The organism is Paenibacillus faecalis (genome assembly GCF_900289175.1).
GTDB classification, from domain to species: domain Bacteria; phylum Bacillota; class Bacilli; order Paenibacillales; family Paenibacillaceae; genus Paenibacillus_AQ; species Paenibacillus_AQ faecalis.
In genome coordinates this window covers 4,136,345-4,148,342 of sequence record NZ_LT985747.1, presented here as the reverse complement: position 1 = coordinate 4,148,342, position 11,998 = coordinate 4,136,345, and the positions used below count along the sequence as shown (strand labels likewise).

Sequence of the window (11,998 nt, the reverse complement as noted above, 5' to 3'; positions counted from 1 at the left end):
TAGAGAGGGATGCATGGTGAGTAAAAAAGAGAATGATGAGTTAAGTCAAAAAATACTGGATACGGCTCAATCGTTATTTGACAAATATGGGGTCGAGGATGTTTCTATGCATCAGGTGGCGAAAACAGCAGGTATAGGGCAAGGAACCTTATATCGCCGTTATCCCAGTAAAAGCAGAATTTGCTTTTCTCTGATGGAAGCGAAGATCGATCGGTTCATCCAGGAGGTGGATGCTTACCTTCGGAGCAGCGGTGACGAACCTGTTGTCGTCCGGATACGGACGGTGATGACGAAGTTGATTCTTCACTTTAATGAAGATTTGGAATGGCTGCGAATCATATTGACCTCCGGCAAACTGGAGGATAACAAGAAAGAAATAGATGAAAATGAGCCGTTCAACTACTTGCGATTACAGGTAAAAAGTCTTCTGGAACATGCGGCAGAGCAAGGGATTTTGAAGCCGATGGACCCGGGATTTACCGCCCTGTTACTGATTTCACTTCCCCGGGCTGATATTATTTTATATTTGCGCGACAAGGGAATGGGTGCGGAAGAAATCGCTCAGGAGTATTGCAGAAGCTTTGTGGATACGTTGTTTGTAAATACATCATTGAAATAAAATAGCTGGCTAGCAGTAGCCGTTCCGATTGGACTTTTAAGTTTGATCGGAACGGTTTTTTATTGCTTTTAGAAGTTGAAGAAAAAACGTCTTTTTAAGCTAGAGGAGTGATATGCTTTAAGTAGATGGAAATGACTATCTTAACAAAATCGGGATTATTCAACAAAATATTTATGAAAATTAAAGGATTATAATAGGCAAAACCGAATGTTTAAGTACCAGGCATAAAATGCTGGAATTCGAAAGGTAATGGTGATGAAAATCATGGACGTGAACTATCGGGTTGAAAAAGACTTCCTCGGTGAGAGACAGCTTCCTGCGCAGGCTTACTACGGAATTAACACGGTCAGAGCAGTAGAAAACTTTCCGATCAGCGGGGTTCCTGTTCATGGAGAATTGATCTCCGCATTGGCAGAAGTAAAAAAAGCTGCTGCGCTTGCTAACATGCAGCTAGGCTTGCTTCCGAAAAACATCGGTAATGCCCTCGTTGAAGCAGCTCAAGAAGTTATCGAAGGAAAGCTTCGATCTGAGTTTATCGTTGACTCTATTCAGGGTGGCGCAGGAACCTCTATTAATATGAACATGAATGAGGTGCTGGCCAATCGAGCGCTGGAGTTAATGGGAAAAGGCAGAGCGGACTATTTCCACTGTAGTCCCAACAACCATGTAAATATGTCGCAATCGACCAATGATGCCATTCCGACCGCTATTCGTATCGCAGCTTTTCGCTTGACACAGGAACTTCTTACAGTGTTCCGGACGCTTGTAAACGGCATTAGCGAGAAGGCTAAAGAGTTTGATCATGTTATCAAAATGGGCCGAACTCACCTTCAGGATGCTGTACCGATTCGTTTAGGTCAGGAATTCAGTGCCTACGCAAAGGTGTTGGGCAGAGACATCCGGCGCATTGAGCGGGCTGCGCAAGGCTTGTTAATTATAAACATGGGGGCGACGGCTGTGGGAACCGGCCTGAATGCACCTGTTGAATATATGGATAACGTAGTGAAATTGCTTAAAGAGCAAACCAAGATCGATTTGGAACAGGCTGAGGATTTGGTTGATGCTACGCAGAACACGGATGCTTATTTGGAGTTGTCTGCGGCGCTGAAGGTTTGTGCTGTCAACATGTCTAAAATGTGCAATGACATTCGGATGATGGCATCGGGGCCGAAGGCTGGATTCAATGAGTTGTTGGTGCCGGCAAGACAGCCGGGGTCGTCTATTATGCCGGGTAAGGTTAACCCGGTTATGGCGGAAATGATGAACCAGATTTCATTCCAGGTGATGGGCAATGATCATACCATCGGTTTGGCATGTGAAGCAGGCCAGTTCGAGTTGAACGTGATGGTTCCGGTTGCGGCGAACAATCTGATGCATTCCATCAAGATTTTGAAGAACGGCATGGACGTATTCTATAAAAATCTCATCGCCGATCTGCAAGCTAACATCGAAAGATGCAAACATTATGTAGATACAAGCTATGGCATTATTACCGCTTTAAATCCGCATCTGGGATATGATATCGCTTCCCGTCTTGTGAAGGAAGCACAGCAGACAGGCCAGACGGTGAAAGAGATTATTCTGGAGAAAGGTCTTCTGACGGAAGAACAGATTAACGTCATTCTGGACCCGTTTCAAATGACTTCCCCGGGTATTGCCGGGGAAGAGTTTTTGCTCAATCAATAGAAGGTCAAAGTAAAGAGCTGCCTGGGGCGAGTTTGAATAAGACTTGTCCCAAGCAGCTTTTTTGTAGAATGAATACTGGAGCGCTCAATGGATTATTATAATGCACGATTCATTTGCAGTGTAGATTTTATATGAAAAAATGTAATTACGAATAACTAATTTGGCCTACCCAGATGTACAAGAACATGAGTCCAAATAGAAAAATGCCAAAATTAACGGATACAAACAAGCTTCGTAACATTAGAGAACGATGAAATTGAAACAGCGTTTTATAATTGTCACTCCCTTCTATAAGAAATATAAGAAGCAATGCATGAACAATGGTATGTCCTACAATTTCCTTAAAGCCGAATACTGCAGTGGTCATTAGAAACACAGTTGTCAGTAGAATGGCGGTGAATCTGCTCATCAGCCCTATAATAAATGCCCAGGCCAGTCCCAACTCGATGAAGGCACTGATTAGAACGAATTCCTCCATACTGAATCCGAACGTAGGAATATTGTAATCATGTATTAGGGAGTATGACAGTGTGGCGATGGTCATCTTTTCCATAGCAAGCCAGGCTAGCGACAAGCCGGTAAATAGATACAGTACTGGAGGGGCTGTTGCTTTCCAACGCGTTGTACATACAAACAGGTAATACACGATACCAGGATAAAATACATAATCGAGGGTATGAAAGATACCATAATTCCAAGTGGCGTGAATATATAATATGAGTAGGGCTGTGCCGGTAATAAATAAGGTTTTACGGTGAAACAATCCTGCTATGGCCAGAATGAGAACCCCATTGATCCAGTTCGATTCCGGATGAAAATCAGGCGATAAGTATGTTCCTGTGCTGAGCTGCAACAGCAGCCCTATTCCGATACCAATTCGGAGAATGAGCTGTCTATATTGTTTTAATGGGCATAACCAGTCATGAATCTGTTTAATGAACCGTATACGTTTTATTTTGTTATGGAAGAATGCCAACAGGAATAGTACGATGATTGTAAATCCCAGCCAAAAAAGAAAAGTGATATCGATGATGTGAAGCAGCGGCTGAGGAAACCACGTATCTTCCTTTGAAAACCATTTAACATGCAAGTGCATTTCGCTCCACTGAGGAAGCCAAAAGTCCATTGAGTTGAATCCCTCCTTAACAAATGCTGGCATTCTTGGCTTTAAATCGATGAGCGCCCTTTTCAACAATAATTGATTTTAAAGCAAAATATTACATTTTATAAAAATATATCCCCAAATGGAATGAAATTACCCCTCCACTCTCTCTACAAAAAACCGGTTGATTATATTGGAAAATTGGCTGGTTAATGCTAACTTGTGTTTTTGACATGCTAAGCTAACAGGCTGGAGCATATATTGGATCTTAAGAAACAATAGTCAATCAGAATATGATATGGAAGCATATGTAAGAGGGAGGCAATTCTATTAAAAAGCTATCGTTATGTCTTGCCGCCGGGCTTTCGGATCACCAGTGGGATCGTTGTCTGAGAAGTGTGCAATGGATAGTAGATGAAGTCATTGTTGTAAACATCGGATTAACGGCGTCGTCCCGGGAACTTTTCAAAACTCACGGTGCAAAAATTATAGATTATCCAAGGGGGCATATTTCGGAAGCACTCAATTACGGAGTTGAGCAGGCTACAGGGGACTGGGTTCTATGGTTGCATGAAAACGAGTACTTGGTTCAATCCGCACATTCCCGATTGCGTGAACTTATTTATAATGAATCGCATGATGTCGTTTTTTTGCATGTACAGGAAACGGTGAAGACAACGGGAGATCAAACCCATGTTCGGGTACTGGATGTTGCACGTCCACGTTTGTTCAGGAATCGAATAGGTTTTCGGTTTGTTGGTCATCTTCAGGCGGTAACATTAAATTTCGAAGAAATCTTTCAAACAAAAGACGATAATGAGCGGATACAACTATACAGTGCTTGCCAGATCGTCGGTACACAATCTTTTACACAAGAGCAAATGATGAAACAGCCGACCTTATTATATAGGGAAAATGAACTGAGGCATTCGATGAAAAGTCCCTGGAGTTATTATGAGCTCGCATGCGAATACTTCCGTTATCAGAAATTTGAGAGTATGCTCAAGCAGTTGAACGAATCCATCAGATTGTTTTTGAAAAATAAATCGATTCCCCCGTCCATTTACTATGTCATGAAATATGCAGAAGTTATGGAACAGCCTCTTTCTGATAATATGTGCCGCGGTCTTGATCTCGCTCTTCAAATGTATCCTAATCATACAGATCTTCATTTCTATAGAGGCTTAATTTACTACCGAAGGCAGCAATATAAAGAAGCGCTGGCTGTTTTTGTTGCTTGTACTGACCCGGAAAATCTAAAGGGCAATTATACGATCAGCCAAGGTGCGGGATGCTACCGAACATTCTATTTTAAAGGAAAATGTTTGGAGAAACTGAAGCGTTTAGACGAAGCCACCCAAGCGTATATGGACTCGATATCTGGTATGAACACATTTGCACCTGCCACCCAATCCCTTGAGAAGTTGAAAAAGGAGAGGTAACGACATGAAAAATGGACCTGTTCCTGAAGAATTGCTTGAAGAGCTGGCCATGCAGGAGCTGAAATATTCAACTCGGGAAAAGGAAAAATTTAATTTAGGAAGCTCTCCATCTATGGCAGATCAGTTTGACTGGGAAACTCAGAAGTTGACCGAGGCTGACCCTATCAGGGAATTGATCCGTTCAATGGCCAAGGAGGAGGCTGCTATCGCACATCTTATTCACGCAGAAGCAAATCAGATTAAAGCTTTTACAGGGCAGAGCAGTCATTTTCCAACATCACCAACGAATGAACAGATCAGCGATTTTCAAAATGCTCTGGCCCGTGTCCTTGAGGCGTTGGCAGAAAAGCAAAAGCTGCTTATTAAAACGCTTGAACTGAGCAAGCGGCTTTTGAAGCAGGAGGGAAATAAGCATGGATAAAGCATCTGATGTGCATGGACCCATGACGGAAGGTATGGAAAATCAGAGCATGGGGAGAGCGGTAGAAGAAGCAATTCGAGGGACGCAGCAGTTAATCCGTTCGTGCCAGAAACTGTCCGTAGGGATTCAGCAGCAAGCTGTTGATTTATTAAAAGTGACCATGAAGCTTGCTGAAGCAGAAAGGTTGCTTGATGTTCCAAAAGAGAATGAAGGAAATGTTGGTGTTCAGGCATTTGATGATATCAATATGCGCAATAAAAATGCACTTTCAAAAATTTTTGTCCCCTCGCTCAGACTTTGAATGTAGGGTGCAAAATATGGGGTTTTTCAACCTGGATAGTAGTGTGTTGAATTTTGAAGCGTTCTTCAATCCGGGTGATGGCTTCCTGAAGGACCTGCTGACTATCAGCATGGTCTTCGATGGCAAGGTGACAACTCAGGGAATCCAGTCCGGAAGTAATGGTCCAGATATGAAGATCATGGACGTTTATGACGCCTTCAATTGCTTCAAGAGTCTGAACAACTTGCTCTTGGTCAATTGTAGTAGGCGTACCTTCCATCAGTACGTGAATGGTTGTTTTGATCACATTCCATGCGCTTTTAAGAATGAGCAGGGCGACAAATACACTTACGATCGGATCGGCAATATACCAACCGAACAGCCAGATCAGCAGACCAGCGACAATGGCGCCCACAGAGCCCAAGGCATCCCCGATAACATGAAGGTACGCACTGCGGACGTTAATATTTCCTTTAATATCACTCTTCCGTGTTAAGGACCATGCACTAAGCAGATTGGCCAACAATCCAATCGAAGCGATCATCATCATGGAACTGCTGGCAACCGTTGGCGGCTCCAGAAAACGACCATAAGCTTCCCAGCATATGATTGCAGCGATAACAAAGAGGGAGATGCCATTAAAGAGGGCGGCCAATATCTCAAACCGGTAAAAGCCGTAAGTTTTGCTGGGTGAGGCCGGTCGTTTGGCAAACCACATCGCGGCCAGACTAAGTGCAAGAGATGCGGCATCACTGAGCATGTGACCGGAATCCGAAAGGAGAGCCAGGCTGTTAGTAATAAGTCCGCCGAAAAATTCCAAAATCATAATGCTGGTTGTCATGGTTAACGCAATTGCAAGTCCTTTGGCGTTGTTCTTACCCCCATGCCCATGCATATGATCATGTCCATGATGGCTATGTGAATGACTCATATGAGGTTCCTCCATGATCATTTGTGTATGATCGAATGTTTATATAAATTACTCTTCAGATAATGAATGATATTGGTGATGAACTGTTATATGTATAACCCAAAGTGAAGGAAAGTATTAAAAAAAGATAGAGATGGCAGCATCTATATCTTTTCTACAGGTACAAAGTATTTTTTTGGACATTTCTCTACTGTTCTTTGTTTCTCATATGAAGGGGCGATAATCCAGTGACTTTTTTGAACATTTTAGAGAAGAGAAACGGATCGATGTATCCGACGGATCTTGATATATCGCTGATCGACAGCTCCTTGTTCTGCAGCAGCTCTTTCGCACGGTTCATTCGGTATTCCAGCAGAAATGCTTGAAGCGATAAACCAAGTTGAGATTTAAACAGGCCTGACAAATAGGTTCGATCCAGTCCGACGAAGCGTGCGATATCCATTACGCTAATTCGCTGGCTGTAATTGTTCTCTATAAATTGAATGGCTTGACGTATATAAGCTTCTTTGGATACTTCCGGTTTTGAATCGGGCTCTTCCGGAGAGTTTTCAATAAGCTCCGCCATCAATCGATATAAAATGCTTAAGCTGAGCACATCCCGGCTTCTTTTCTCACGGGCAGCCATCAGCTCCTCATAAAAAGTTTCGAAGCCAGTTACAGGCTCTCTTTCCGTACCCGATTTGTCCTTGCAGACGATTTGAAAGATCGGGTGGCGGGCGGTTAAACGGGATTGCTGCAGAAGAGACTTCGCATGAAGTCCGCGAAATCCGAACCAGGAATATGTCCATGGCTCCTGCTCATTAGCACAATAATACACAAGCACTTCGGGGGGGATCAGAAATCCTTGGCCTGCATGAAGCTGGTAAGTGTGATTATGTATTGTGAAAGTGCCCCGTCCACTGTGGATATAGTGAATAATGTAGGAATCGCGCAGCCCTGGACCCCATGAATGCCTGGCAGAACATTCTTCTCTTCCAAAAAACAATAAACTCAGTTCCATTTGTCCTTGAGTTGATGAATGAACAAAATCCACGTGAGTGTGTTCCATTTCAGATGAACACCTCCTAAGTCATCATAGGCTGTTGTTTGTTTCACTCTACTTCTATGTTTAGAATTCAAGGAAACGCAGTTATATCCTCTTTGCTATCGTAATAAAAGTTGTCAAGATCCATTTGCAGGCAGTATTTAGATTTTTTTCTAAAAGCTTGATAAATCCTAATGAAAAGGTATGATTTAGGTAGATGGATTTTGATGAAATACAAAAATTCCAGAATCGTTGTATTCTCCTCCAGAAACGTGTATCCGCTTTCAAAAGTAGGTGGCAGCAGTGTAATGCGATACATTTTCAAGAGGGAAAGGGGAAATTCTAAATGATGGCAGGAAGCAAATTGTCACCGTTTAATCGTTATCAGACGAATGATGTGATACGTGCGGTTTGTTATTCGAGCCGGAGGGATGAAATTTCTCTTTAAACGGGTAATGATGATAATATCATTAATGATCTGCTCATCCTCATCTGAACGATGATGATTTTGTTAAAGAGCACTTGGAGAAATGGTTGGCTGTACCATAAGCAGCCTGGCATAATCATGTTATGAATGGGGGAAGCGCTATGCGTTTTAAAGATGTGTTTTCAATTATTGGACCAAGTATGGTAGGTCCGTCCAGTTCCCATACAGCTGGCGCTGTAAGAATAGGGAGAGCTGCCAGACGTATTTTTGGGGCGTTTCCCGAACGTGTGGAGATTGTATTTTACGGTTCATTTGCTGAAACATACCTTGGCCACGGAACCGATCTGGCGGTTGTCGGTGGTTTGATGGATTTCGCTACAGATGATATTCGTATTCGTGATTCAATTGAGCTTGCAGAGAAAGCTGGCATGGCGTTGACCTTTAAAACTGGTCAAAATGTGGCTTACCATCCGAATACGGTCATGCTCAAGCTGAAAGATCAAGAAGGCCGGGAGGATGTTATTGTAGGGGCTTCCATCGGAGGCGGCAATGTTGAAATATTAGGTGTTAACGGCTTTGATGTAAAATTTACGATGAATTATCCTGCACTGATTGTATTTCATAAGGATACCAGGGGAATGGTAGCCCATATTACCCGAATATTAGACAGCGGGGGCGTTAATATCGGATACATGGACTTGGACCGTAAAGGCAGAGGTGGAGAGGCGGTTACGGTTTTGGAAACAGATGAAGCCGTACCTCAAAATCTTATAGAGCATATTCGCGGTTTGGACAATGTCCACCGCGTTGTATTTGCGGATATCACTTCAGAGGAGGTTTCAGAATGAAGTTTTCTACTTTACAACAGCTGATTGAATGCTGCCGCGAGGACGGGGTCACGATCGGACAGTTGATGCTTTCTGAACAGGCAAAGGAGACCGGAAAGAGCGAAGAAGAAACGTTCAAGACGATGGCTGATTATTACAACATTATGAAAGAAGCGGTACATCGGGGAATTCATGAGCCTGTTCCGTCACGCAGCGGTTTGACTGGCGGTGACGCCGTACGCGTTAGCGATTATATGCTTGGAGGTGTTTCTTCTCTAGGCACAGAAGCTTGTACAGCGATGGCTTATGCCCTGTCCGTCTCTGAAGTAAATGCTTCTATGGGGCGTATCGTCGCTACACCTACAGCCGGTTCCTGCGGAATCATACCTGGTGTATTCGTCAGTTCACAGGAGAGGTTCGCATGGGAGGATGAACATCTTGTTATGGGGCTGTTCAGTGCAGGAGCAATAGGATATGTAATCGCGAACAATTCATTTATATCCGGTGCCGAAGGCGGGTGTCAGGCTGAGGTAGGGTCAGCGATCGGGATGGCTGCAGGGGCGCTTACGGAGCTTAGAGGCGGAACTCCGGAACAGGCGGTGCACGCAGTCGGTTTGGCGCTCAAAAATTCCCTTGGGCTGATATGCGATCCGGTCGGTGGACTTGTGGAAATTCCATGTATTGTACGAAACGGCTTTGGCGCTGTTACAGCGCTCGCTGCCGCAGATATGGCGCTAGCAGGCGTGCGCAGTGCGATACCGTCTGATGAAGTAGTTGGGGTTATGCTAGAGGTGGGATCAGCCATGCCTGCTAAACACCGGGAGACTGCCAAGGGCGGACTGGCGCAGACACCGACTGGAAAAAAGATATTAAAGGATCTTTACGGCAAAGAGGGTAAGAAAATAAAGGAGAAGGGGGCCAAGAGCACCAAGAAAAAAGAGGATGAGGCAGAGTGAGCTCACGGGCAGAGGGGCTTAAGCTTTCAAGAGAGATTTCATGTTGAGATCTCTCTTGTTTTTTGTATGGTGCGCGAGTGAATAAACCGCCCCCCGATGGCCTGATCGTGTCTGGCATTGGAGGGCGGTTTCACATCATGTTTAGTGGTATATAAGCGGTTTTGTGTTTAGTTTATTGGAATAGGAGGTCCTACTTCCTCGCGATCACTATTTATAGGGACAAGTGAATATTTACCATTCTCTAAATCAATTGGGTCAAATCGGCCGTAAGACGTTTCTCCGTGATCGCGAGCATATGATACGCTGGCTCCCAATTCCTCACCGCTAGCAGTAACAAGTTTTACATGGGTGTTTTCCGCGCCCTCCGCCAGATCATAATAAAGCACGGTTGAAACAGGGGAGGAGACGATTTTGTTAAGCTTCACTTTCTCTCCGTTATGAAGTGTGATCGTTTTATCGATTTGAACGGTTTTCGTATCTTTCATGATCTGATCCGTCGATGTCTTGATATCAAATACCCATGGATCTTCCATCGCCACATCTCCTTGACCAGTCTTGCTGAGGGTGTCATAACTAATTTTCATATGAAGCGGCCCTTCGGTTGGCAGCTCGCTAAATTTAATATCTCCGTAAATGGTATACGTATCATCATCCACTTTAATAGACTGTGTGCCTCTGGTTACCGTAAGATCTTGACCGTTGATCAGAACCTTTGGAAAGAGATGTGTACGATAATTAAAAGAAACACCTTTGGCTGGCTCAAATGTTGAACTGATGAGGAGGCGATCTGCATCGACCAGCACTTCATTTAAGGTTATTTTGCCATATTTATTCTCAGCCGTTTCTCCAATAGCTGTTTTATAGGTTGAATAATCCAGAGGTTTGTTCTGATCAATGAACTGCTCGATGAGTCCTCCCACAAAAGGCACCTTAGCAAGCGAAACTCCTCCAAAAGGAACAGTTAAACCGATAGCCAAAACGGAGGCGGCGACTGTACCCGTAATCCACTTTTTTGATTTTCTTTTTTTAAGTTTACGAAGCTTTGTTTTTACTCGATTTTCCCATCGCTTTTGTTCCAGTTCCGTTAATTGCGCCTCCTCATATTGAGATACGTCAATCTGCATATCGTTTAACTTTTTATATATGGACATAAATTTACACCTCGTTCTTTGAAATCATTATTTGTCTTAACTTTTTACGACCTCGTGAGAGTTTGTTATGAATCCAGGATTCTTTCACGTTCATTTGCTGCGCCATTTCTCTTGCTGAGAAACCCTCTAAATAGTATTTTTTAAAAATAGTTCGATCGGTAGAAGAAAGATGGGCTAACACTTCTTTTACGTCTGGTTGTTGAGAATGAGGCTGCTCTCTGTACATATCATCGGTTATTTCAGTGTTTATAAATTGCTGCCCGTTTTTGATCATTCTTCGCTGATAGTCGATTGCGCGATACTTTGCAATGGCGGCGATCCACTGTTTGAATGAATTCTTCTCTTCATCAAATGCATCGATATGCTGCCATATAGCTAGCAACACATCATCCAGGCACTCCTCGTATTCTTGCTGATTATAATGCACATGGCGTTTTATAATTGCTGAAAGCAAGCCTCCGTACGTTTGAATGATGAATGCAATGGCTTTTTCATTGCGTTTTTTGATTTGTTGTACAACGTTGTCTTCTGTGATCCTCACAAATGCTGCCCTCCTTTGTGCTATTGATTCGAATCTACTAAGTAATACGAATGAAAAGCTGAAAACCTATCAGTGTTCAATCTTTTTGAAGATGATTTATGACTTGTTCAATGAATCAAGAGGATGTATGCGCCGGTCGTGATCGTGGGCTTGTCAGCCTTCAAATTGAAACAATAAACATATGTAACTTTAACTAATAATTTCCCGTCAATATAAATATAAGAAAGGAGTAGTGAAATGATAAGGATGTTCTTATTGAGTCTAATGTCAGTTGCGATATCCGTAACGATAAAAGACCAAGAAACAAAAAGCATTTTAATTCTTAGAGATGAAAAACAAAAATTATCAGAGCTTAAGAAGGGACAAAATATTGTTGTTGTAACAACAAAGTTATGGAAGGAATCTGCACCGCCACAAAACACTCCTCTTAAGATAGAGATTTTATGATTGTACTTATAACTTATGCGAAATTAGATACAAATTAATGATTTGTGATACTAAAAAATGAAGTTTACAGAATCATATAGACGCCATGAATTTTACTCAAATATAATGAGTATACATTTTTTCGCTATTTTAAATAAAAATGAA

13 protein-coding genes are annotated in these 11,998 nt (G+C 42.8%); 8 read left to right on the top strand and 5 right to left on the bottom strand.

Annotated features, from left to right (window positions below):
* Positions 1–13 precede the first annotated feature (13 nt).
* Both C8268_RS19480 and C8268_RS19475 read left to right on the top strand, forming a co-directional pair.
* Complete coding sequence (locus C8268_RS19480; protein WP_106769200.1) at positions 14–619, top strand: TetR/AcrR family transcriptional regulator; 606 nt, start codon at positions 14–16, stop codon at positions 617–619.
* Between the two features lie 255 nt (positions 620–874).
* A complete protein-coding gene (locus C8268_RS19475; RefSeq protein ID WP_106770036.1) occupies positions 875–2,305 on the top strand; it encodes an aspartate ammonia-lyase in 1,431 nt (476 codons plus the stop codon).
* A gap of 145 nt (positions 2,306–2,450) precedes the next feature.
* Here the strand turns inward: C8268_RS19475 and C8268_RS19470 are convergent, their stop codons facing one another.
* Positions 2,451–3,431, bottom strand: a complete 981-nt coding sequence (locus C8268_RS19470) for a hypothetical protein (protein WP_106769199.1) — start codon at positions 3,429–3,431, stop codon at positions 2,451–2,453.
* Between the two features lie 305 nt (positions 3,432–3,736).
* Here C8268_RS19470 and C8268_RS19465 point away from each other — a divergent pair, with 305 nt between their 5' ends.
* From C8268_RS19465 to C8268_RS19455, 3 genes are read left to right on the top strand one after another with little or no spacing between them, the layout of a single operon-like run.
* Positions 3,737–4,849, top strand: coding sequence for a glycosyltransferase (locus C8268_RS19465; protein ID WP_337441816.1), 1,113 nt, complete (start codon positions 3,737–3,739; stop codon positions 4,847–4,849).
* Between the two features lie 4 nt (positions 4,850–4,853).
* Positions 4,854–5,270 (top strand): alpha-helical endospore appendage domain-containing protein, encoded by a 417-nt coding sequence (locus C8268_RS19460; RefSeq protein WP_106769197.1) that lies wholly within the window; start codon positions 4,854–4,856, stop codon positions 5,268–5,270.
* On the top strand, positions 5,263–5,571 hold the full coding sequence (locus C8268_RS19455; RefSeq protein ID WP_106769196.1) for a hypothetical protein: 309 nt from the start codon (positions 5,263–5,265) through the stop codon (positions 5,569–5,571). Before C8268_RS19460 ends, C8268_RS19455 begins: the two co-directional genes overlap by 8 nt.
* Here C8268_RS19455 and C8268_RS19450 read toward each other — a convergent pair.
* Complete coding sequence (locus tag C8268_RS19450; protein ID WP_420094289.1) at positions 5,561–6,496, bottom strand: cation diffusion facilitator family transporter; 936 nt, start codon at positions 6,494–6,496, stop codon at positions 5,561–5,563. The two genes, C8268_RS19455 and C8268_RS19450, sit on opposite strands and share 11 nt — an antisense overlap.
* Before the next feature lie 172 nt (positions 6,497–6,668).
* Positions 6,669–7,529 carry an AraC family transcriptional regulator gene (locus tag C8268_RS19445; protein WP_106769194.1) on the bottom strand — a complete coding sequence of 287 codons (861 nt, stop codon included), beginning with the start codon at positions 7,527–7,529 and terminating at the stop codon, positions 6,669–6,671.
* Between the two features lie 564 nt (positions 7,530–8,093).
* On the opposite strand from C8268_RS19445, the gene sdaAB reads away from it, so the two are divergent.
* Positions 8,094–8,780, top strand: coding sequence for an L-serine ammonia-lyase, iron-sulfur-dependent subunit beta (gene sdaAB, locus C8268_RS19440; RefSeq protein WP_106769193.1), 687 nt, complete (start codon positions 8,094–8,096; stop codon positions 8,778–8,780).
* The gene (sdaAA, locus tag C8268_RS19435) at positions 8,777–9,715 is read left to right on the top strand and encodes an L-serine ammonia-lyase, iron-sulfur-dependent, subunit alpha (protein WP_106769192.1); all 939 of its coding nucleotides are present in this window, start codon (positions 8,777–8,779) and stop codon (positions 9,713–9,715) included. Before sdaAB ends, sdaAA begins: the two co-directional genes overlap by 4 nt.
* A gap of 167 nt (positions 9,716–9,882) precedes the next feature.
* Here sdaAA and C8268_RS19430 read toward each other — a convergent pair whose 3' ends face one another.
* Positions 9,883–10,866, bottom strand: a complete 984-nt coding sequence (locus tag C8268_RS19430) for a DUF4179 domain-containing protein (protein WP_106769191.1) — start codon at positions 10,864–10,866, stop codon at positions 9,883–9,885.
* 4 nt (positions 10,867–10,870) lie between these two features.
* Positions 10,871–11,407, bottom strand: a complete 537-nt coding sequence (locus C8268_RS19425) for a sigma-70 family RNA polymerase sigma factor (protein WP_106769190.1) — start codon at positions 11,405–11,407, stop codon at positions 10,871–10,873.
* A 237-nt stretch (positions 11,408–11,644) separates the two neighbouring features.
* Here C8268_RS19425 and C8268_RS19420 point away from each other — a divergent pair, with 237 nt between their 5' ends.
* On the top strand, positions 11,645–11,854 hold the full coding sequence (locus C8268_RS19420; protein WP_106769189.1) for a DUF3221 domain-containing protein: 210 nt from the start codon (positions 11,645–11,647) through the stop codon (positions 11,852–11,854).
* The last annotated feature ends 144 nt before the right edge of the window (positions 11,855–11,998 follow it).

Excerpts from the sequence above, each read along its gene's own strand:
- C8268_RS19450 (WP_420094289.1), bottom strand. The coding sequence starts at position 6,496 with ATGGAGGAACCTCATATGAGTCATTCACATAGCCATCATGGACATGAT.
- C8268_RS19430 (WP_106769191.1), bottom strand. The coding sequence starts at position 10,866 with ATGTCCATATATAAAAAGTTAAACGATATGCAGATTGACGTATCTCAA.
- C8268_RS19480 (WP_106769200.1), top strand. The coding sequence starts at position 14 with ATGGTGAGTAAAAAAGAGAATGATGAGTTAAGTCAAAAAATACTGGAT.
- sdaAA (WP_106769192.1), top strand. The coding sequence starts at position 8,777 with ATGAAGTTTTCTACTTTACAACAGCTGATTGAATGCTGCCGCGAGGAC.
- C8268_RS19460 (WP_106769197.1), top strand. The coding sequence starts at position 4,854 with ATGAAAAATGGACCTGTTCCTGAAGAATTGCTTGAAGAGCTGGCCATG.
- C8268_RS19470 (WP_106769199.1), bottom strand. The coding sequence starts at position 3,431 with ATGGACTTTTGGCTTCCTCAGTGGAGCGAAATGCACTTGCATGTTAAA.
- C8268_RS19475 (WP_106770036.1), top strand. The coding sequence starts at position 875 with ATGAAAATCATGGACGTGAACTATCGGGTTGAAAAAGACTTCCTCGGT.
- C8268_RS19420 (WP_106769189.1), top strand. The coding sequence starts at position 11,645 with ATGATAAGGATGTTCTTATTGAGTCTAATGTCAGTTGCGATATCCGTA.
- sdaAB (WP_106769193.1), top strand. The coding sequence starts at position 8,094 with ATGCGTTTTAAAGATGTGTTTTCAATTATTGGACCAAGTATGGTAGGT.
- C8268_RS19455 (WP_106769196.1), top strand. The coding sequence starts at position 5,263 with ATGGATAAAGCATCTGATGTGCATGGACCCATGACGGAAGGTATGGAA.
- C8268_RS19445 (WP_106769194.1), bottom strand. The coding sequence starts at position 7,529 with ATGGAACACACTCACGTGGATTTTGTTCATTCATCAACTCAAGGACAA.